Source organism: Halomonas alkalisoli, assembly GCF_021412585.1.
GTDB lineage: Bacteria > Pseudomonadota > Gammaproteobacteria > Pseudomonadales > Halomonadaceae > Halomonas > Halomonas alkalisoli.
Genome location: NZ_JAKCMI010000041.1, coordinates 337,266 through 358,178, shown reverse-complemented (window position 1 = coordinate 358,178; position 20,913 = coordinate 337,266). Strand labels below are relative to the sequence as shown.

General features: G+C 64.0%; 21 protein-coding genes. 14 read left to right on the top strand and 7 right to left on the bottom strand.

All coding sequences use genetic code 11. The features are described 5' to 3' along the window. Positions 1-16 precede the first annotated feature (16 nt). Positions 17-193 carry a DUF1289 domain-containing protein gene (locus tag LY622_RS19755; protein WP_234292445.1) on the bottom strand — a complete coding sequence of 59 codons (177 nt, stop codon included), beginning with the start codon at positions 191-193 and terminating at the stop codon, positions 17-19. Further along, the gene (locus LY622_RS19750) at positions 194-559 is read right to left on the bottom strand and encodes a hypothetical protein (protein WP_234292444.1); all 366 of its coding nucleotides are present in this window, start codon (positions 557-559) and stop codon (positions 194-196) included. A gap of 230 nt (positions 560-789) precedes the next feature. On the opposite strand from LY622_RS19750, the gene LY622_RS19745 reads away from it, so the two are divergent. After that, positions 790-1,404 (top strand): LysE family translocator, encoded by a 615-nt coding sequence (locus LY622_RS19745; protein ID WP_234292443.1) that lies wholly within the window; start codon positions 790-792, stop codon positions 1,402-1,404. A gap of 271 nt (positions 1,405-1,675) precedes the next feature. Further along, a complete protein-coding gene (locus LY622_RS19740) occupies positions 1,676-2,200 on the top strand; it encodes a helix-turn-helix transcriptional regulator (protein WP_234292442.1) in 525 nt (174 codons plus the stop codon). Between the two features lie 111 nt (positions 2,201-2,311). On the opposite strand, the gene LY622_RS19735 is transcribed toward LY622_RS19740, so the two are convergent. After that, positions 2,312-2,518: a cold-shock protein gene (locus LY622_RS19735; protein WP_234279965.1), complete on the bottom strand. Its 207-nt coding sequence runs from the start codon at positions 2,516-2,518 to the stop codon at positions 2,312-2,314. 528 nt (positions 2,519-3,046) lie between these two features. On the opposite strand from LY622_RS19735, the gene LY622_RS19730 reads away from it, so the two are divergent. From LY622_RS19730 to LY622_RS19720, 3 genes are read left to right on the top strand one after another with little or no spacing between them, the layout of a single operon-like run. Next, a complete protein-coding gene (locus tag LY622_RS19730; RefSeq protein WP_234292441.1) occupies positions 3,047-4,144 on the top strand; it encodes a CobW family GTP-binding protein in 1,098 nt (365 codons plus the stop codon). Between the two features lie 14 nt (positions 4,145-4,158). Further along, complete coding sequence (locus LY622_RS19725) at positions 4,159-4,335, top strand: hypothetical protein (RefSeq protein ID WP_234292440.1); 177 nt, start codon at positions 4,159-4,161, stop codon at positions 4,333-4,335. 26 nt (positions 4,336-4,361) lie between these two features. Next, entirely contained in the window at positions 4,362-5,573 is a 1,212-nt protein-coding gene (locus LY622_RS19720; protein WP_234292439.1) for a DNA glycosylase AlkZ-like family protein, read from the top strand. Positions 5,574-5,688: 115 nt separating this feature from the next. Here LY622_RS19720 and LY622_RS19715 read toward each other — a convergent pair whose 3' ends face one another. Together LY622_RS19715 and LY622_RS19710 are read right to left on the bottom strand one after the other, a co-directional pair. Then, a complete protein-coding gene (locus LY622_RS19715) occupies positions 5,689-6,732 on the bottom strand; it encodes a hypothetical protein (RefSeq protein WP_234292438.1) in 1,044 nt (347 codons plus the stop codon). 286 nt (positions 6,733-7,018) lie between these two features. Further along, on the bottom strand, positions 7,019-7,384 hold the full coding sequence (locus LY622_RS19710; RefSeq protein ID WP_234292437.1) for a winged helix-turn-helix transcriptional regulator: 366 nt from the start codon (positions 7,382-7,384) through the stop codon (positions 7,019-7,021). Positions 7,385-7,533: 149 nt separating this feature from the next. Between LY622_RS19710 and LY622_RS19705 the strand changes: the two genes are divergently transcribed. The 7 genes from LY622_RS19705 (at position 7,534) to LY622_RS19675 (ending at position 14,131) form a co-directional block, all read left to right on the top strand. Then, on the top strand, positions 7,534-8,145 hold the full coding sequence (locus tag LY622_RS19705; RefSeq protein ID WP_234292436.1) for an NAD(P)-dependent oxidoreductase: 612 nt from the start codon (positions 7,534-7,536) through the stop codon (positions 8,143-8,145). Between the two features lie 257 nt (positions 8,146-8,402). Further along, on the top strand, positions 8,403-10,166 hold the full coding sequence (locus LY622_RS19700; protein ID WP_234292435.1) for a mechanosensitive ion channel family protein: 1,764 nt from the start codon (positions 8,403-8,405) through the stop codon (positions 10,164-10,166). Positions 10,167-10,349: 183 nt separating this feature from the next. Beyond that, entirely contained in the window at positions 10,350-11,363 is a 1,014-nt protein-coding gene (locus tag LY622_RS19695; RefSeq protein WP_234292434.1) for a DUF2157 domain-containing protein, read from the top strand. Beyond that, complete coding sequence (locus LY622_RS19690; protein WP_234292433.1) at positions 11,360-12,445, top strand: DUF4401 domain-containing protein; 1,086 nt, start codon at positions 11,360-11,362, stop codon at positions 12,443-12,445. Before LY622_RS19695 ends, LY622_RS19690 begins: the two co-directional genes overlap by 4 nt. Further along, entirely contained in the window at positions 12,442-12,978 is a 537-nt protein-coding gene (locus LY622_RS19685) for a GDYXXLXY domain-containing protein (protein WP_234292432.1), read from the top strand. Before LY622_RS19690 ends, LY622_RS19685 begins: the two co-directional genes overlap by 4 nt. 47 nt (positions 12,979-13,025) lie before the next feature. Beyond that, positions 13,026-13,664: a Vat family streptogramin A O-acetyltransferase gene (locus tag LY622_RS19680; RefSeq protein WP_234292431.1), complete on the top strand. Its 639-nt coding sequence runs from the start codon at positions 13,026-13,028 to the stop codon at positions 13,662-13,664. A gap of 32 nt (positions 13,665-13,696) precedes the next feature. Beyond that, positions 13,697-14,131 (top strand): hypothetical protein, encoded by a 435-nt coding sequence (locus LY622_RS19675; RefSeq protein WP_234292430.1) that lies wholly within the window; start codon positions 13,697-13,699, stop codon positions 14,129-14,131. Between the two features lie 89 nt (positions 14,132-14,220). On the opposite strand, the gene LY622_RS19670 is transcribed toward LY622_RS19675, so the two are convergent. Further along, positions 14,221-15,558 carry a tetratricopeptide repeat protein gene (locus LY622_RS19670; protein ID WP_234292429.1) on the bottom strand — a complete coding sequence of 446 codons (1,338 nt, stop codon included), beginning with the start codon at positions 15,556-15,558 and terminating at the stop codon, positions 14,221-14,223. Between the two features lie 165 nt (positions 15,559-15,723). Between LY622_RS19670 and LY622_RS19665 the strand changes: the two genes are divergently transcribed. Continuing rightward, the gene (locus tag LY622_RS19665) at positions 15,724-16,686 is read left to right on the top strand and encodes an AraC family transcriptional regulator (protein WP_234292428.1); all 963 of its coding nucleotides are present in this window, start codon (positions 15,724-15,726) and stop codon (positions 16,684-16,686) included. 44 nt (positions 16,687-16,730) lie between these two features. On the opposite strand, the gene LY622_RS19660 is transcribed toward LY622_RS19665, so the two are convergent. Then, complete coding sequence (locus tag LY622_RS19660; RefSeq protein ID WP_234292427.1) at positions 16,731-18,527, bottom strand: NAD(P)/FAD-dependent oxidoreductase; 1,797 nt, start codon at positions 18,525-18,527, stop codon at positions 16,731-16,733. A 408-nt stretch (positions 18,528-18,935) separates the two neighbouring features. Here LY622_RS19660 and LY622_RS19655 point away from each other — a divergent pair, with 408 nt between their 5' ends. Next, positions 18,936-20,912: a sigma-54-dependent Fis family transcriptional regulator gene (locus LY622_RS19655; RefSeq protein WP_234292458.1), complete on the top strand. Its 1,977-nt coding sequence runs from the start codon at positions 18,936-18,938 to the stop codon at positions 20,910-20,912. The last annotated feature ends 1 nt before the right edge of the window (position 20,913 follow it).

Below are 20,913 nucleotides of genomic sequence, written 5' to 3'. Positions count from 1 at the left end.
GGTGGCCAAGGGCGCATCAATCACGCGGGATCTTCTTCAAGCGCTCATCGGCAAGCTTCACCGTTTTCATCTTTTCCGGCCGCTTCATGGCTTTCCAATGGCGTATCTCCTCCACGGTGCGGCCGCAGCCGGTGCACAGGCCTCCCGATAGTTGGCAAATCGAGACACAGGGACTTTCGATCTTCTTGGCCATTCAGTGCCTCATGGTCTTGGTGCGTAGCCGACGCTGCCAGTCGCCGCCGTGTTCCCGCTGGCACGCGTCTTCGCTGTCGAAGTCGAGATGCCTTGAGGCGTCGCCGACATCGACGCCGGCCTCGGCCAATGCCTCGGCGGTCAGGTCAGTGATGCAGCGTCGGGCATCGCCCTTGAGCGCGCTCGCCAGGTTGGGGTGGGTATCGAACACCCAGGTGACCACCAGGCTCTCGGGAAAGCGCTGGTAATCGACCTCGTGGGTCAGCCAGCAAAAGCCGGGCAACAGGGGCTTGGCCTGCTCACAGGCATGTGTCAGCGAAGCGGCCAATCGCCGCTCCATCTTGCCGCGTTCTTTCTTGGCAATCATTCATTCTCCAAAACGCTCACTCCAAAAACGGTTAGCCTGCCACGGGAAACAGTCCCGCGAAGCCCTTGTCGGTGCCAAAGGCCGATCATGGTGGGCTATAAATTTTGACCGATCAAGGATGTTATAACGTAGCATCTTGAGGCGTTGCGTGTTGCTTTCCAAGTGGCGGCAGTGATGCACTATGAGGATGTGCCGAACGTCACCGATATGACCCATTCGAGGAACGCGCTATGCCGCTGGAACTGTGGCTCTCCTTCTGCCTGGCCTCACTGTTGATCATCGCCTCCCCCGGCCCCGCGGTGGCCCTGCTGGTCACCACCGGGGTCAACCGCGGGCGACGGGCCGCCCTGGCCATGCTGCCCGGCTTCTTCCTGGGTGACCTGCTGGCGATGACCCTGTCGTTCGCCGGGGTCGGCGCCCTGCTGATGGCTTCCGCCGAGCTGTTCCAGCTCTTCAAATGGCTCGGGGCCGCTTATCTGCTCTACCTGGGCATCAAGATGTGGCGCGAGGCCGGCCAGTTGGGCGACCTGCAGCCTACGGGTACGGATATTCGGCTCGGTACGGCCAAGGCGTTCCTGGTCACCGCGCTGAACCCCAAGAGCCTGGCCTTCTTCATGGCCTTCATGCCGCAGTTCGTGGTACCCAGCCAGCCCTTGCTGCCGCAGTTGGCCATCCTGTTCTCGACCTTTCTGGTCATCGGCGTGCTCAGCGATCTCGCCTTCACCTTCCTGGCGACCAGCGGCGGCCGGATGCTGAGCGCACGGCTGCGCCGCATCCTGCACCGCACCGGTGCCGGCAGCCTGATCGGGGCGAGTGCCCTGGTCGCCGCCATGCGGCGGCCTTGAGGACATTTGCTCGAATCATGGTGATATGTCCCGAAAGTTGTCAATTGACAACCCAGTGAGATGCGTCCTATGCTAACAGCAGGAGCCTGAATGACACGTCCTCGCCATAACAAGAAGGAAGTCGAGGCAGCTTTGCTGTATGCCGCTGTGGTGAGTTCTGCATCGTGAGCGTATGGAGTACGCCGAAGAATCCCGCCAACCATGCTAGACAGCTACGCCGTGTCGTCGACAACTGTACGGGTGGCTCATCCTCTGAGGAGGACGACAAACCATGACCCCATACGAGTTTACGCTGAAATTTGCTATTCCTGACACGCTCGATATGGAAGCGTTGGAAACCCGCCTCTTTGAGGCGGGCTGTGACGATGCGCTTGTCGGGCTAGGGCAGAGAGGTCGTCTGGCCCTGGAATTTTCACGTGAAGCAGGCTCGGCCCATGAGGCGGTCTCTAGCGCCATGGCGGATGTAAAACGAGCCATACCAGGGGCGCGCCTGATCGAAGCTGGCCCCGACTTGGTCGGTGTGACTGATATCGCAGAACTGTTCGCTTTCAGCCGGCAGAATATGCGCAAGTTGCTGCAGTTACATCTGACGACCTTCCCGCTGCCACTGCATGAAGGGCGTGCCTCACTCTGGCACCTGGCCGAGGTACTGGAGTGGTTCAGTACCCATCAGCACAAGAGGGTCGATGAGGCTCTGAGCGAGGTGGCCCGGGTCAACATGCAGGCCAATGTCGCCCGTGAGACCAGTCGCCTGGCGCCAGAGGAGATCCAGCGCTTCGACGCGCTGGCCTCGTAACCGCTGCCATCAGCGTTTCGGTTTTCGGGTGCTGGATATAACGCAACAAGGCCCGCCGAAGCGGGCCTTGTCATCGAACCCTAAGGTTCGACAAATCGTTTAACCGTTAAGTTATGCGATTTGCTTGATATTTGAAGCCTGAAGGCCTTTCTGGCCCTGGGTCACGTCAAAAGAGACGGAACTGCCTTCCTGCAGGGACTTGAAGCCTTCTGCCTGAATTTCGGAGAAGTGGGCAAAAACGTCATCGCCGCCGTCAGCCGGAGTAATGAAGCCGAAGCCTTTGGAATCGTTGAACCACTTAACTGTGCCAGTCGTCATAATATAAATCCTTTCGCGCTTAGCGCCTTGCAATGTTTCTGGTTTTACCCAGGTTTATAGCGGGTAGAACGAGATAAATTACAGACTGCCGAAAGAATCGAACACTACTGAAACTCTATAACGCTTACTAACCAGCTGCGACTACGGTGTCACGGTTACTGGCTTGGGTCAAAGTCTTTCTGTTTAATTTTCCAGTATTGGCGTGAAGCGCATGTTTTCGTTGAAATTAATAAAATGCTAATTTCGAGTGATGCGGTACGACAGCCTCACCCGCCCAGTCGATGGACGCGCGGCCCGACCCTGTGAGGCCTGGATTCGAGGGCGCCGGTGGCGGGCTGACAGCAGGGCTCACGTTCCAGTTTATGTTATGATATAACATAAAGGTTGGACTTGGGATGCACCCCTACTCGCCAAGGAAACGTGAGACACGCCAAGGCGGTGCGAGTGGGATGTTTCGCCGGGGCCTGCCAAGAACTCCCTTTCACTTCAACGATGTGGCGATGAACATGCCCCGTTACGGTGCTTCGTATGAGCCCTGATGACAACGTCCTGATCCCCGTTACCGTACTCACCGGCTTCCTCGGCAGCGGCAAGACCACGCTGCTCAATCGCCTTGTTCGTCAGCCCGCCATGAAGGATGCGCTGGTGGTGATCAACGAGTTCGGCGATATCGGGTTGGACCACCGGCTGGTCGCCGAGAGCGACGAGCATACCGTGGTGGAAATGAGCAGCGGCTGCTTGTGCTGCACCATCCGTGGTGACCTGAGCCGCACCGTGCAGCAGGCCTGCGAGGCGATCGAGCGGGAGGGGGGCAAGCCCTTCTCGCGGGTGATCATCGAGACCACGGGGCTTGCCGACCCGGCCCCCATCCTGCACACCCTGATGACCGACCACTGGCTGGCTCACCGCTTCTCGCTGGATGGCGTGATCTGCCTGGTGGATTCTGCCAGCGGCATCTCGACCCTGAATGCGCATCGCGAATCGCAGCGCCAGGTGGCGGTTGCCGACCGGTTGCTGCTCACCAAGACGGACCTGGTGGATGAGGAGCGGCTGTCGCGGCTGGCCAGCCATCTGGCGGCGATCAACCCGGCCGCCGAGCAGCTGCAGGTGCGCCACGGTGAGCTGGCGGCCGAGCATGTGGTCGGGAGCGGCTTGCCCGCACAGGGGCAGCGCGCCGAGCGTTGGCTGCGTGCGGCTTCCTATGCTCAGGTTTCCCCCGCCCAGGCTTCCCCCGGCATGGGTATGACGCCACCGACTCCCGGCGGCCTGGCATCGATGATGGCGCCTGCATCCGGCCCGGCGCTGACCCGGCACGGCGAACAGATTCGTTCCTTCTGCTTCACCGTCGAGCAACCCATCGCGCCCGAACTCCTCGAAGACTGGCTGGACCTGCTGTTGTCGCTGCTGGGCGATAAGATCCTGCGGGTGAAGGCCATCGTGAAGATTGCCGGGCGCGAGCAACCGCTGGCCCTGCATGGTGTGCAGCACATCTTCCACCCGCCGGAGCCGCTGCCGGTCGAGGCCTGCCGCGACGGTGTCTCGCGCTTCGTGTTCATTACCAACGGCGTGGCGCCCGAGGCGGTCACGCAGCTGTTCGACTACTTTCAGCCCGCACCGGCCACCTGAACCCGGTGGTCGGGGTGAACAGGTTAGCGCTTGAAGATATCGCCGCCGCACCCGCTTCCCGGCTTGGTGCACTGAGCTGGGTCGGCATGGAGCAGATCGCCCTGCGTGTGGTGCACGCCGAGAGCCTGCACGCCCACGACGCCGTGGCGCGCAGCGAGTGGAACTGGGGGGGCTCTGTTCGCCTAAGCTAGGGTATGCCTCAGGACAAGGACTGCCGATGACTGCCCAACAACGCTTGACCCTGACTCGCGCCGATGCCCGGCGCCTGCTGGTGCGCTACCACTTTCAACTGGCGCCGCTGGCGACCGTCATCCGTCGTCTGGGGACCATTCAGTTCGATCCCCTGGCGCCGGTCGGTACCAACCCGGACCTGGTCCTGCAGGCGCGGGTGCCCGGATACCGGCGGGGTGACTGGCTGCATGCGGCCTATGGTCAGCGGCTGCTGGTCGATGGCTGGGACAAGCAGGCCAGCCTGATCCAGCCCGGGGAGTGGTGGGCCCAGGCGCCGTTCCATCGCTGGTTCGCCCGGCGCTGGCGACAGCATGGGGTGGACGTCGAGTCCCCGGAAGCCCTCGCCCTGGTCGACCAGGTCGAACGCCATGGCCCCGCCACCAGCCTCGAGCTCGGCGATCAACGGGCCGACCCCGCATTGCGCGGCAGCTGGTACGGCCCCAAGCGCTCGCGCCACCTGCTCAAGGCGCTGTGGGACGCCGGGCGCTTGATGACGCACCACCGAGTGGGCGGTCGCCATGCCTACGACTTGCCTGAACGCGTGCTGCCCCGGGGCGCGAGCGTGCCGGACGCCACGCAGGACGATGCCCTGCAACGGCTGGTGGTCCGTCGCGTGCAAGCCGCTGGCTTGCTGCGCCCCACCGCCGATGCCGCCGTCTGGTTGCTGCCCTGCCCGCGCGCGGAACGTGACCGAATCGCCGCACGGGCCATCGCCAGGGGAGAGTTGATCGAACTCGACGTGGAAGGCTCGGGCTACTGGACCACGCCCGAGGCACTCTCGGTCCTGGAGGAGGCACCCGACTCGGCCGGTGCCACGAGTCAGGGAGTGCGTTTTCTCGCCCCGCTGGATCCGCTGATATGGGACCGCGGTGGCGTTGCCCGGCTCTTCGGTTTCGATTACGTCTGGGAGGTCTACAAGCCCCAGGCCCAGCGGCGCTGGGGGTACTATGTGCTGCCGGTGCTGTGGGGCGAGCGGTTCATTGCTCGTTTCGACGCCAAGTGCCAGCAGGGCACCTTGACCCTCCTCGCCTGGCACTGGGAGCCCGACATCCATCCGGCCAGGCTTCCCGAGGGCCTGCCCGAGGCCCTTCAGCAGGCCGCTCGTGAGTTTCTCGCCTACCTCGGGGCTACCCGTCTCGTCTTGCCCAGGGGCCTCGGTCGCGAGGCTCGACGCGCCTGGCAGCGGGCGGTTAAATGAACCTGCAGGGCACGATCAAATTCTGACCCCGGGTGATCGACCCGCTGGTCGGGGGCCGCCGGATGCGCTACACCGCAGCGTGGGTTCCTGGAGCAAATGCACCACGACAGCGTGGCTATTGTGCTTCGAAGTCCACGCGCCGGATGCTGAAACGCTCCACGGGCAGCTTGCCGGTTAACAGCCGGTCGAGCCTGGCGTAGAGCACGTAGGTTTCGTCGCCCCGCTGCGCCGCCGTCGTCACGAAAACGGCGCCCGTGTCCATGCCGCCGGAGACGTGAGCGCTTTTCCAGCCATCCTCACTGGACAGCTGCACTACCGCATCAGTGCTCACCTCGCCACCGATGATGGCGTTGGCTGTCAGGACCAGCTTGCCTTGCGAGTCCCAGACCATGCCGTCGGCACCCTCGAAGGTGCGGTCGAGCTCGACCTGCTGGACGTCTGAAGGATCATCGAGCGATACGCGAAACAGCGTGCCGTCATTGTACTTGGCGACGATCAGGTAGCCGTCGGGATGGTACACCAGCCCGTTGAGGTTGACGCCTTCGCCTTCGAACAGCTCTGATGTCGTCAGGACGTCGGGTTCGCCGTCCACCGGCACCCGGTAGATCACCGGCGATAGACTGTTGGTCACATACGCAGTGCCGTCTGGTCCGACGATGACATCGTTGCAGAAATGGGCTGCTCCCTCATGAAGGGCGGTGAGGTCGACATGGCGCAGCGGCTCACCGGTAGCGAGGTCGTAGATGGCAAGCTCCGCCACTTGCATCTTGGTGTCCTCCGCCGTTCGCTCGCCGACGCCGAGGTCGGAGTTGCACACCAGCACCCGATTGCGCTCCGTATCCAGGTGCAAGCCGAAGGTCGAGATCAGGCGCTCGTCCTCGACGAGCGGTTGGATATCGCCCTCAAGCGAGACGCGGTAGATGCCCCCGAAATATAGCGAACTCACGAGAAATTCGTCGCGGGCCTGATCATAGGCGAGACCCTCCGGGAAGAGGTTATGCTCCTCGAACACGATTTCGGAGGGGCCCGATGACAACGCCGGCCCGGCTTCTGGCGGCTGGGTTTCGGCGTTCGCATGACCGGCGAGCAGCAAGCCGGCACCGGCGAACAGGGCCGTGCCCAGCGCTTTGCATGGTGTGCTGGAGTGGAATGCTGGCATCAGGCTTCCCCCCTCGTGTGGCCAAGGATGGCCATGGTGTCGAAACATTCGGTTTCGACGGACGATGAGCCCAGAACAATCATCAAAAGATCATTAACCCATTGATTTCATTCCTACTGTTTTCCGTTGACATGGGTTGGTTCGCCTACGGGGCCATAGGGATGGGGTTTCAACAGAATAGCCCAACAGCAGACCGCGCGTGAGTTTCTCGATTACCTCGGCGCTACCCGTCTCGTCTTGCCCAGGGGCCTCGGTCGCGAGGCCCGGCGCGCCTGGCAGCGGGCGGTCAAATGACCCGATAACGCCTCCGTGCCTCGGCGATGGTGCGATGGTGGGTGTCGGCCCAGTCCACCATGGCTTGCATCGGCTCGAGAAATGAGTGGCCGAGCTCGGTGAGGTCGTACTCCACGCGTGGCGGTACTTCCGGGTAGACCGTGCGGGTGATGAAACCATCCTGTTCCAGGTGCTTGAGGGTGCGCGAGAGCATCTGCTTGGAGATGTCGCCGATCTCGCGCATCAATTCGTTGAAGCGCTTGGTGCCGGGTTGCAGGGTCAGCAGTATGAGCACGCTCCATTGATCGCCGATGCGGTCGAGTACGTCGCGGATGGGGCAGGGGTGATCGAATTCGATGATCTCGGGTTGTTGTGGCATGGCAGGCTCCTTGGACGCTCATGGGTCAGGGTGGTGTGACCGGGTCGCATGGCGGTGACTTCTTGCGCAGGGGCAAGAAGTACCATAGTTTGCTGCTTGGGTCTAATTAGTAGACCAGGTCTCGAAAGCAAACCAAGGAGAACTTGATCATGGCCAACGTCGCTCTTGTCGGCGCATCCGGCAACGCCGGTTCACGCATCCTCGCGGAACTCTCCGAGCGCGGTCACACGGTGACTGCCATCGCCCGGCATCCCGACAGAATCGCGACCCTGCCCGGGGTAACCGCCCGCCAGGGAGATGCCAACGACCGGGCGGGGCTCGCCGAGGCACTGCGCGGCCACGATGCCGTGATCAGCGCGGTGCACTTTGCCGCCAGCGATGCCGATACCCTGATCGGCGTGGTACGCGATTCGGGGGTGGGACGCTATCTGGTGGTGGGCGGCGCCGGCAGCCTGGAAATCGCGCCTGGCCAGCGCCTGATCGATCAGCCGGAGTTTCCCGCCGAGTACAAGGCGGAAGCGAGCGCAGGCGTGGTCTTCCTGGAGCGCCTGAGGACCGTCGACGATCTCGACTGGACCTTCCTGTCACCCTCGGCGTTGTTTGTGCCCGGGGAGCGTACCGGCAACTTCCGCCTCGGCAAGGATACGCTGCTGAGCAACGAGAACGGCTCCAGCATCTCCTTCGAGGACTACGCTATCGCCCTGGTCGACGAGCTCGAGCGCCCCGCCCACGTGCGGCAGCGCTTTACCGTGGGCTATTGATCCCGGAGCCGATTTGCTGCATCGACCGCGATTGAATACGCCAAGACCACTTGGGTATCGAAGCCAAGCGGCGGCTCCTTGCGGGGCCGCCGCTTCGCCGAGAGCCGTGCCTGCCTTCGACTGGACGAAGCGGTAGCCGGTGAGCTGTACTGCGATCAGCCAGCGGTCCGGTCGGCCTGGTCCTATTGGCCGGCCAGGCCCGAACAGCGCTGTCTGAGGGAAGAGACAGCGGGTCCGCTTCGATCAGGAAGAGATATATGACAGGAAATGGCGCATGGCGGCTGTTGGCAGTGTGGGCCGTAATGGCATTGTCCATCATCCTTTCCGGGCCCGGCATGGCCCAGATGCCGCAGGGTACGGATGCGAATGATGGCGAGAGTGAGAGCGAGGAGAGAGAGTGGTTTCCTCTCGAATCTCTGAATACCGGACTCGATGAGGTCCCCGAAGAGCTCAGGCGGGAGACACCACGAGAGACGATTCGCAGCTTTCTGGCGCTGACCGGACAGGAAGATTTTGCCGGCGCGGCCCATGTGCTCAATCTTTCCGATCTGGACCCCGACGAGCAGCGCGAGAGGGGGGAAGAGCTGGCCAGGCAGCTGGCCGAGGTGCTTCGGCGTGGTGAATGGCTGAATGTCTCTGACCTTTCCGGCCGCCCGGATGCCGCCATCGAGGACCCCGCAGGGCAGCATCCCCAGACCGGTCAACCGCGCCGCAACCTCGAACTGGCCTCGCTCGAGGCCAAGGGCGATACCTACGATGTTCGTCTGGCCCGCTATCGGGTGGAGGACGAGGATCCGGTCTGGCTGATCACTCCCGATAGCGTTGCGGCAATTCCCGTACTCTACGAAGCGTTTGGGCCGTCGCTGCTGGAGGCGTACATTCCGGATCGCTTCAAGGCCTCTCTCGGCAGGCTCCAGATCTGGGAATGGATCGCGATTCCGGTCTTCCTGCTGCTGATCGGCCTGGTGGGGTGGGGGGTCTACGGCCTGGTCGGCCTGCTGGCGCACTGGTTCCCCAGCGGCGCGCCCAGCATCTTCGCCAGCAGGATCCGCGGACCCATGGCACTCCTCGTCATGGCCTTCGTAGCCCAGGCACTGCTCGACTATGTGGTCTCCTTCACGGCCGTTGCCACCACGTTCATTCGGATCCTGTTGATCATCCTTATCGCCTGGGGTGTCGGTACGGTAGCGCTTCGCCTGGTGGACACCCTTCTGCTCAAGGTGACGCGGCGCATGGTGGGGGAAATCGACGACACCAAGCCCCGCGACGAGCGCAAGCTGCTCACCTCGCTCTACGCGCTGCGCCGGGTCATCATCCTGATCACGGTCGCTGCCGTTTCCGTCTATGTGCTGAGCCAGATCCAGCTCTTCGAGACGCTGGGCATGTCGCTATTGGCGTCGGCCAGTGTCCTGGCGGTGTTGGTGGGTATCGCGGGGCAGGCGGTGCTGGGCAATATCCTCTCCTCGTTTCAGGTGTCATTGGCCAAGCCCATCCGCATCGGCGACCTGGTGATGTTCGAAGGGCAGTGGTGCTACGTGGAGGGCATCTTCTATACCTTCATACGGCTGAGGAGCTGGGACGAGCGGCGCCTGATCGTGCCGGTGACGTATTTCGTCTCCAAGCCCTTCGAGAACCTCTCTGTCAAGAACGCCAAGATGTACCGGACGCTGGAGCTGGTTCTCCACCTGAGTGCTGACGTCCAGGTTATCAGGGACAAGTTTCTGGCGTTCGCCAAGGAGGAGGACAACGTCGTCGAACACCACAAGCTGTGCTGCTACGTCACCGCCCAGACCGAGAGGGCCCAGACGATTTCCTGCTACCTCATGGCCTCCGACCCCTTCGCCGGCTGGATAGCGGAAATGAATATCCGCGAGAGGCTGATGGCCTTCATTCGTGACAACCACCCCGAGTGGTGGCCCAGGGATGTGGTGGTGCTCAGCGATCACGATATTGCCAAGGGAGGCAGTGCAGGTGGCCGCGGGGCGAAAGGGGACGGTTCCGATGCAGGGCCTTCTGAATGAGGCGGCTGGATGGATTAACCTGAGCTGGCCTGTCATTGAAATTACCGGTCGGTAAGTTTCTTTGCGCAGATGCACGATGTTGGCGCCAAGCGAAGCACCTGCATTACCATCGTCTTATGGTAATGCCACAAGAACCGGCGACAGGCGCAAGCGCGGCATCACCACATCAAACGGAAAAATGACATGACTTCCATTCGCCGTGAGCTGGTGGCATTGATCGAGCGGGGTGCGATTCCGCATGAACAGGTAGCGCGGGCGGTCGCGCTATCCGGGCTCCATCCTTCGGGGCGGGCCTGGGGCGTGTTCCTGGATCGATTGCTGCTGTGGCTGGGCACGCTGTCGCTGGCCAGCGCGCTGCTGTTCCTGGTCGCCTACAACTGGGCCGACATGGGACGCTGGCTGCGTTTCGGGCTGGTGCAGGCGGGGCTGGTGGCGGCCATCGGCGTCTACTGGTGGGCCGAAGGACGCGGCCCAGTAGATGAGGGAAGAGCGGATAACGGTGTAGTCGATAACATCGTGGCACGGGCCGCGCTGACGACGGCCTCGCTGCTGCTGGGCGTGCTGCTGGCGCTGTTCGGCCAGGTGTACCAGACCGGCGCCGATCCCTGGCAGCTGTTCTTCTTCTGGGCCGTGCTGATGCTGCCCTGGGTGCTGGTCGCCCGCTTCGATGCGCTCTGGATCCTGTGGCTGGGGTTGCTCAACCTTTCGCTGCTGCTCTACTTCCGAACCTGGGGCGGGGTATTCGGGACCTGGTTCGCCAGCGATACCGCCGCCCTCTGGGGGCTGTTCGCACTCAATACCGTGGCACTCGCGCTCTGGGAGCTGGGCGCGCGGCACTGGCGCTGGCTCTCGACCGGCTGGAGTACTGGCCTGCTGGCGCTGGGCAGCGGCATTCCCCTGACCCTGCTGATGCTCATGTTCATCCTGGATGAGTGGGCCGATGTCTCCGCTGCCGTGCTGGTCTACCCGCTGTGGCTGGCAACACTCTATGTCGTCTATCGCCATTGGCGGCCCGATCTGTTCATGCTGGCGGGCGGCTGCCTGTCGGTCATCGTGGTCGTCACCACCTTCTTCGGCCGGCATCTGCTGTGGCAGGGCGGGGCGGGGGGCTTTCTGTTCTTGTCCATGGCGGTGCTGGCGTTGGGCGCCATGGCGGTGTTCTGGCTCAAGCGGATACACGTGGAGATGTCGGCATGACCCGGTCGCTCAATGAAAGGCTCGGCCAGGCCGGCATCGTCGTCGACGAGGGGGATGCGCCGCCGGTGCTCGAGACGCCCTGGTTCGTGCGGGCGCTGCAGGCGTTCTCTGGCTGGCTGGCCGCCCTGTTCCTGCTCGGCTTCATCGGCATGGGCGCGGTGTTCGTGCTCGACAGCAGCGCCGCTGCCGCCTCCCTGGGGCTGGTGATGATTGCCGGCGCCTTCGCTCTGCTGCGGGGGGCGAACGGAGACTTCGTCGAGCACCTGGCGCTGGCGGGTAGCCTGGCTGGCCAGCTGCTGGTGGCCTGGGCCCTGGGCGCCGCGCTGGGGAGCGTGAGCGCCGGCTTCTGGTGGTCGTTGGTGGGGCTGCAGGCGGTGCTGGCGCTGGTGATGCCAAGCCTCACGCATCGCACCTTTTCCGCCTTCGCGGCGAGCCTGGCGTTCTATCTGGCGTTGACCAAAGGCGTCTCTGCGCCTTCGCTGGCCGGCGGCCTGGTGCTGCTGTCACTGACCATCCTGTGGCTCAACGAGTTTCGCTGGCCGGCACATATGCGCCAGTTGCAGGCGCTGGGCTATGGCCTGTTGCTGGGCCTGCTCGCCATTCAGATCATGGGATATCACGGGCAGTCCCTGCTCCTCGGGCGCTACGATTACGGTACGGGTACGGGTATGGCCTGGCTGGAGCCCTGGGTGGGGGATGGCCTGGCCACGCTGGCGCTGTTGCTGCTGATTCGCCACGTCTTCCTGCGCCACAGGGACGCCATTGCCCCGAGCGCGCGGGTGGCAGCCTATGGCGCTTCGGCCGTGCTGATGCTGCTCTCGCTCGAGGCCCATGGGCTGAGCCAGGGCGCGGTGGTGATCGCACTGGGCTTCGCCATCGGCAACCGCCTGATCATGGGGCTTGGCGTGATATTGCTGCTGCTGGCCATCACCAACTATTACTACTGGCTCGACGTCACGCTGCTGGCCAAGTCAGTGACGCTGTGCTTGCTGGGCGTGTTGCTGCTGGCGTTGCGCTGGGTGTTGCGCCGCAGGTGGCGGATCGATAGGCGGGTCGCTGTCGGGGAGGACGAGAGCCAATGACGCCGACAGCCAAGTGGAACCGGATCATCGTGGTGGTAGCCCTGGTGCTGATCCTGGCACTGGTCAATTGGAGCATCTGGGCCAAGGAGCGTCACCTGGCCGAAGGCGAGGTGGTGTATCTGGAGCTGGCGCCGGTGGACCCGCGTTCGCTGATGCAGGGCGACTACATGGCGCTGAACTTCGAGGTCGGTAACCTCATCCGCGAGGCTCACTATGCCCAGCGCAGGGAGAGCGGCGAACGGCAGGCCACCGATGGCCATGTGGTGGTGCGCCTGGATGCGCAGCGTATCGCGCACTTCGAGCGGCTGGGCTCCGGTGAGGGGGCGCTGGATGCCGATGAGATACGTATAAACTACCGGATGCGCCACGGCCGCGTGCGGTTCGCCACCGATGCCTTCTTCTTCCAGGAAGGTCATGCCGAGCGCTTTGAGCCCGCCCGCTACGGCCAGTTTCGCGTCAACGGCCGCGGCGAGCCTTTGTTGGTTTCCCTCCACGACGCCGAGTTGGAACTGCTTGGAGAGATGGAGCGGTAATAGCGATGGGCTGTGGCAGCAAGCGAGATAGATCAAGGAGGGCAGACATGCATGGACCCAGTCCCGACAATACGCACCCAATGGAAGGGTTTCCCCAGGTTTGCTTCATCAAGAACGTCGTAAAGAGCCCGAATATCATCGTCGGTGATTACACCTACTACGATGACCCTGAGGATTCCGAAAACTTCGAACGCAATGTGCTCTATCACTTCCCCTTCATCGGCGACAAGCTGATCATCGGCAAGTTCTGCGCCATTGCCCGGGGTGCGAAGTTCATCATGAACGGGGCGAACCACAAGCTTTCCGGTATCTCCACTTACCCGTTCCAGATCTTCGGCAATGGCTGGGAAACGGTCGTGCCGGAGCCGGACGAGCTGCCCTACAAGGGCGATACCGTCATTGGTCATGACGTGTGGATTGGCTATGACGCCCTCATCATGCCCGGCGTGAAGATCGGCAATGGCGCCATCGTATCGTCGCGCTCGGTGGTGGTAAGCGACGTGCCGCCCTATACGGTAGTCGGCGGCAATCCGGCCCGGCCTATCAAGCAGCGCTTCCCGCCGGAGGCGGTCGAAACCCTGCAGGCCATTGCCTGGTGGGACTGGCCGGTGGAGAAGATAACCCGGCATCTTTCGCTCATCGTGGCGGGGGATATCGAGGCGCTTCAGCAGGCGTCGGGTGATTGAGTCTTGTTACTGCATCGTGTGTCAGGAGAAAAATGAACAGGGAAAGCGTTCACCGAATGTTGATCGCAGTCGAGATGCTCTTGCTGGCGCTGCCGACGAGTGTGGTCTGCCTGTTCTCCAGCGTGGCCCTGTTCGTCACCTTGGGTTTCCCTTGGAGCCTGATGGACTTGGCGGTCATGCACTTCGTGCTGATTGGAACGCTGGGTATTCTGGGGTTATGGCGTGTGGCGGTCGCTTACCTCTGGAATCGCGCGACGTGGCTCGATCACGAGAGTGCGTTGTTCTGGTGGTGGCGGGCGGCCTGCCTTGGGGCAGGGCTTGCGGGTGTGTCTTTGGTGCTGTTCAGCCTGCTCGCCTTGGGCTGGGATTCCCCTGAGTGGGTGATCATCATTGCCTTGGGCGTTTTTGGCAGCCCCTTGCTGGTGCCCTTTCTGCATCTCGTCTATCTACAGAGGACCGCTCGCTAGCAGCGACTGGCGAAGGCCTCGCGTCAACGCTTGGATTCGCGAGGCGCCGGACGCAACCGCATGTCGTGGGAGCGTCCGGCGTTTTTGCATCAGGCGACCTGCTTCTCGTCGACCGCCGGAGTGAGGGTTCGGCTCAGGAAGGAGCGGTTCAGCGGGCTGTGCGGCTTCCCGGCGAGACGCTCGTGGGCAAGGCCCTCGGCCACGTCGCGGTAGCCGCCGCGCAGGGCGGCTTCGGTCAGTGTCCAGTCGATGATGTCGCGCTGGGCGTGGCTGCCGCCGAAGGCGTTGGCGATGTGACGTGCTGGATACAGGCGTTCCACCGCGGTGTCGTAGTCGCCGCGCCAGAAGGCGACAAAGCCTTCGCTCAGCGGCATGCCGATTCGTTTTGCCCAGGTCGATGCTTCTCGGCCACTGTCGGGATCACGCAGGGTGGCCAGTAGCCGCGTCACCTGATCGTCACGCCCGGCGCCGAGGTACGCCATGACCGCATGCCAGTCGTTGAAGGGGTAGAGCTTGCCGTCGGCGTGCATGTCCCAGGTGTCGGCCAGTTCCTGCCAGCGGTCGCCTACGTTTTGGCCGGTCAGGTGCAGCCGCCAGAGCAGGGCCGAGGCGTCTATCATGTCCAGTGCCACCACGCTGCGCTCTTGCCGGATAGGGCCGTCATAGAGGGCGAGGGCCTCGTCGGCCTGTCCCAGTTCGAGATGGCAGAGCGAGCGATGCCACCAGTTGTGGACCTTGAACAGGTTGTCATCACCGGCCCAGTAGGGCTCGCGTGCGATCATCCAGCCGATGCCGTCCTCGGCGCGCCCCTGCATTTCCATCACATGTGCCACGGCGTGGTGCGCCCAGCAATCCAGCGGTTCCCTGTCCAGCGCCTGGCGGCCGGTCTCTTCGGCGCGGGCGTAGGCGCCAGTTTCTTCGAGCCCGAAGGCGTACATGCCAAGCAGGACCGAATAGCCTGGCATGTCGCGGCTCCATTGGGGCAGCACGCGGGCGAGGCGGTCGCGCAGGTTGCGGGCGTTGGCGCGGTAGAAGTCCATCAGGTGGCCGGCCTGCAGCGCCAATAGGTCATGAGGATAGTGCAGGTTGTGGCGATCCAGGGCGCACGCGGCGGTTGTCCACTCCCCCGCCAGCAGGTGCTCGAGGGCGGCGACGTGGGAGGCTTCGCGGTCATTCAGGCGGTACGACTTCACGGCCACTACATCGGCCCTGGCTGCTTCGGCGGCGTCGGGCTCGGTGGCCAGCGCAAACAGGTAGGCGCGGAGTATTCGCGCCATGGCGAAGTCCGGGGCCGCTTCGATGGCCTGGTCCAGCGGCGTGACGGGGTCGCCGCGGTAAAGGTTGAACGCTTCGGCCGAGCGGTCATAAAGCTCGGCGGTTTCGGCGGTGGCGCCGGAGAGGGGATTTCCTTGACGGTCGGTCTGCATGGGGTATGGCTCCGTGGTGGTGTCGTTGTCGTTCGTCAGGGGCGCAGGGCGGGCATCGAACTCGCCTTGCACCACGCTGCTAAACTACTCGGAGGTGCGGTGGCAGATAATGGTCGAGACGCCAGGGTTCTTGTCCGAGCCGCCGCCATCACGGAGCGTAGGCCGATGGAGGCTTCTCTCGATATGCTGCGCACGCTGCGGCTGACCGGCGGCATCTTCCTTGATGCGCAGTTCACTGCGCCCTGGTGCATTTCCGCCCAGGTTGCACCTGAGGATTGCCATCCCGCCACGCCGTTGCCCGGTGGGATCATTGCCTACCATTACGTCAGTACCGGCCGGCTGCTGTTGCGGGTAGGTGAGGGGGCTGCGATGGAGGTCTCGGCAGGGCACCTCGTGGTTCTGCCGCGCAATGAACCGCATGTGCTTGGCAGCACCCTGGATTGTCCTCCCATCAGTGCCGACCGACTGGTGCAGACGAGCATCGAAAGCGGTATCGCCCGTATCGTCCATGGCGGCGGCGGGGAGGCAACGCGCGTATGGTGCGGTTTCCTGCTCAGCGAGGCGACGAGCGATCCTCTCATGGGCATGCTGCCGGGCGTGATGATGCTCGACGTGTCGCAAGGTGCGGCCGGGCTATGGATCGAAAGCTCCTTTCGCCTGGCTGTCGGCGAGATCGCCAGCGGAGAGGTACGTTCACCGGCGTTGCTCTCCCGGCTTGCCGAACTGCTCTTCATCGAGGCCGTACAGCACTACCTCGTCAGCCTGCCGCCGGATCAGCGTGCCTGGGTAGGCGGGCTGCGTAACCCCTTCGTAAGCCGCGCACTGGCCTTGATGCATGACCGGCCAGCGCGTCATTGGACGACAGAAACACTGGCGCGAGAGGTGGGGCTTTCCCGCTCAGCCTTCGCTGAACACTTCTCCGAACTGATGGGCATGCCACCGATGCGCTACCTGGCGGGGTTGCGTATGCGGGTAGCGGCACGCCGCCTGCAGGAATCGTCAACCCCGATCGCGCTGATCGCCCAGGAAGCGGGATACGAGTCGGAAGCGTCGTTCACCAAGGCCTTCAAGCGGGCCTTCGGTGCGCCGCCCGCGACTTGGCGCCGCGGGCAGCAGGGACCGTCGTGATGTAAGTCATTTCCTACACCGCTGTCGGCGAAGCCCCTGAGGAATCAGGCGAGGTGATGCACTTCCTGCTGCCCGTATACCGGCGTGGGGATGCCTTCCATGCGTGCCTTGAGCTGCAGCGCCAGGTAGTGGGAGTAGTGGCGCGACTGGTGCAGGTTGCCGCCGTGGAACCACAGCGCTTCTTGCTGGGTGGGCTTCCACATGTTGCGTAGCTCGCCCTCCCAGGGGCCGGGGTCCTTGGCCGTGTCGGAGCCGAGCCCCCAGCACTTGCCGACCTTGTCGGCCACCTCCTGGGAGATGATGCGCGCCGCCCAGCCGTTCATGGAGCCGTAGCCGGTGGCGTAGACGATCAGGTCGGCGGGCAGCTCGGAGCCGTCGCTGAGCGTCACCGAGCGCGGGTTGATGCGCTCGATGCCCACGCCGCTGCGCAGCTTGATGTCGCCGTTGGCCACCAGGTCGCAGGCGCCCACGTCGATGTAGTAGCCGGAGCCGCGTCGCAGGTACTTGAGGAACAGGCCGGAGTCGTCGTCGCCGAAGTCGAGCAGGAAGCCGGCGTCCTCGAGTCGCTTGTAGAACTCGGCATCGCGTTCGCGGATCCGGTCGAAGGCGGGGCGCTGGAAGTCGGGCAGCAGCTTGTAGGGGATCGAGGCGAAGATCAGGTCCGCCTTGTCGTGGGTGATGCCGTTCTTCACCGCTTCCTCGGAGTAGAGCGGGCCGAGGGCGTGCTCCATGAGCGAGTCGGATTTCACGATATGGGTAGAGGAACGCTGGATCATGGTCACGTCGGCGTCGTTCTCCCACAGCGCCGCGCAGATATCATGGGCCGAGTTGTTGGAGCCCACCACGACCACCTTCTTGCCACGATAGGCGTCCGGCCCGGGGTGCTGGCTGGAGTGCTGCTGCTCGCCCTCGAAGGTCTCGGCGCCGGGGAAGTGCGGCACATTGGGCACACCCGACATGCCGGTGGCCAGGATCAGCTGCTTGGGGCGCAGCGTGACCCGTTCGCCATCGCGGTTGACCCGCACCGTCCACTCGCCGCTGGCCTCTTCATAGCTGGCGCCCTCGCACTCGGTGGAGCTCCAGTAGTTGAGCTCCATCACCTTGGTGTACATCTCCAGCCAGTCGCCGATCTTGTCCTTGGGTGCGAACACCGGCCAGTTCTCGGGGAAGGGGATGTAGGGCAGGTGGTCGTACCATACCGGGTCGTGCAGGCACAGCGACTTGTAGCGGTTGCGCCAGGCGTCGCCGGGGCGAGGGTGCTTGTCGAGCACGATGGTGGGCACGTCGAGCTGGCGTAGTCGCGCGGCGAGCCCGATGCCGCCCTGGCCGCCGCCGATGATCACGCAGTAGGGCTGGCGACTGTAGCCGAGCTCCCGTTCTTCCCGCTGGCGCGATTCGAGCCAGGTCTCGCGGGTCTTGCTGGCGCCGTGCTCGGCCCCCATGGGCCGATGGTCGCCGCCTGGCTCGGGGTGGTCCTTGAGTTCCTGCATGGTGGTCAGCAGGGTCCAGCACTTGCCGTTCTTCAAACGCAGGAAGCCCTTGCCGTGGGCGGCGTCGGTCTCGAAGGTGAACCAGGCCTCGGTCACGTCGTTGGCTTCGGTGGCCTCGCCGTCGAGCCGCCAGTGCGTGGGGTACGTCTCGCCCAGGGTGGCGTTGAGCATCGACTGGATGGCGTCCTTGCCTTCCAGCGTCTTGAGGTTCCAGGTGAAGGCGACCAGGTCGCGCCAGTAGCACTCGTCATTGAACAGGGCCATGACCCGTTCAATGTCGCGCTGCTCCAGCGCGCTCTCGAAGTCGTGCAGCCATTGCTGGACGTGTTGAGTTGGCGTGGGTGTCGTCATCGTTGTTCTCCGCTTGTTGTTTGGGGACACCCTGAGCCATGGCAGAAACCGTGCCAGTTGCGAAGGTCGAACGGAAAGGTTCTCTAGAGGATTGAAATAACGCGATTTTTATCAAGCGGAGAAAAGCCGCGGGTGCCCGGAGCTGTCTCGCCAACCTGTAACGCCTGTGACAGCTGTCACGCGACGGAGGGGGCTCAGCGTTACACCTGTAACCCCCCGACCAAGGGCGCAGGCGGCGTCGATTGACTCCTGCTCGGTACGGCATAGGCTTGGAGGTAGGCCTGCCACACAACAACAAGGCCCGCCGTCGCACGGTCGCAGGTAGATTGGCAAGACAGATTGGCAAGACAGAGCGGCAAGAGAAGAGCGGCAAGAAGTGCGGCGAGGCGGAGCATGAGAGAGGCAGCGATGCCACTGCGCAACGAGCAACGCCAGCATATCGAGACCCTGACCCGGCTCAGCGAAGGCCAGCCGGCGGACCTGGGTGGGTGCCGCGAGGTCATCCGGCGCTCCTGGGAGCGCTGCGTCGGCGAGTACCGGCTCGACCCCGGCCGCCCTCGCCCCGTGCGGGTGCTGACCCAGCAGGCGCTCAAGGAGCACCGCGAGCCGGTGGACGAGCTTCTGCACGTCGCCCGGGCGGGTGTCGATCAGCTTTTCACCCAGATCGCCCCGCTGGGCTATGTGCTGCTGCTCACCGACCGGCAGGGCATCACCGTGGACTTCCGCGGCCAGCGCGAGCAGGAGACGGCCCTGCGCCAGGCGGGTCTCTATCTCGGCGCCGACTGGGACGAGCGCTACGCGGGAACCTGTGCGGTCGGTACCTGCGTTCACGACGGCCAGGCCATTACCTGCCACCAGAGCGAGCACTTCGATGCCACCCACATCAGCCTGACCTGCACGGCGGCGCCGATCACCGACCCGCAGGGGCAGGTCATCGCGGTGTTGGACATCTCCGCACTGCAGTCGTCGAGCGCCCAGGAGAGCCAGAACTTCGGCCTGCCGCTGGTCACGCTCTATGCGCGGATGATCGAGGACGCCTATTTCCTGCATCGCTATCGCCACTGCCTGATGCTGCGCTTCGATACCGCCCGGGAATTCGTCCATCTCAATGGCCGCGGCTTGATTGCCATAGAGGAGGACGGCAGCGTCATTGCCGCCAATGGCGCCGGACGCGCGCTGATCGATGCCCACCTGCGCCGCTGGCCGCCGTGGTCACCGGGCTGGCAGCCTTCGATCACCCAGCTGTTCGATGGCGAGATGGGCGAGTTGCTGGGCATACCGGCGGCCAGTGACGATGGTATTCGCGCCTTTCGGGCGCGCGCCAATGACACCACCTGCTTCATCACCCTGATCGAACCGCGCGGACGGCGCTTGCCCCCGAGTGCCGCGACCCCTTCGCCCACGCCGGTGCCGGCGCTGGACCGGCTCGCCTCGGACGACCCCGCCATGCATCGCGTGCTTAAGCTGGCCCGGCGGTTGCGCAACGAGCAGGTCGGCGTATTGATCACCGGCGAGACCGGTACCGGCAAGGAGGTGCTGGCCCGGGCCCTTCACGACAGCGGTACGCGCGCCAAGGGGCCGTTCGTGGCGGTGAACTGCGCGGCGATTCCCGAATCGTTGATCGAGAGCGAACTGTTCGGCTACCTGCCCGGCGCCTTCACCGGCGGGCGCAGCAAGGGCATGCGCGGCCTTATCCAGCAGGCCGACGGCGGCACCCTGTTCCTGGACGAAATCGGCGACATGCCGCTGACGCTGCAGACCCGGCTGCTGCGAGTATTGGCCGAGCGTGAAGTGATGCCGCTGGGGGCCGAGAAGGCGGTGCGCGTCGATATCCGGGTGATCACCGCTACCCATCGCGACATGAGCGAGCTGATTGCCAGGGGCGGCTTCCGTGAGGACCTCTACTATCGCCTGAACGGGGCCCAGTTGAAGCTGCCGGCGCTGCGTGAGCGGGCCGACAAGCACTACGTGATTCGCAGCGTCTACCGGGCGCTTCTCACCGATCGCGGACGGGAAGTGCGCCTGCGCGCCGATGCCATGAGCGCGCTGCTGGCCCATGCCTGGCCGGGCAATATCCGCCAGCTCAAGAACGCCCTGGCCTTCGCTCTGGCCACGGCCGAGGGAGACGAGATCACGCTCCACGACCTGCCGGAAGAGTGCCAGGGGCATCTCGGCGCCGCGCCCCGGGTGATCGAGGCGGGGCCCAAAACGGGGGAGCCGAACGAGGGCGAGGCGCTGCACGCTCTGCTGAGGGAAAACAGTTGGAACGTCAGCCTCGTCGCGCGGCGGCTCGGCGTTTCACGGCCCACCATCTATCGGCGCATGCGCCGTCATGGCCTGGTGCCGCCGAACTGGCGCGAGGCCGGCTCGAACCCCGAACCTTAAC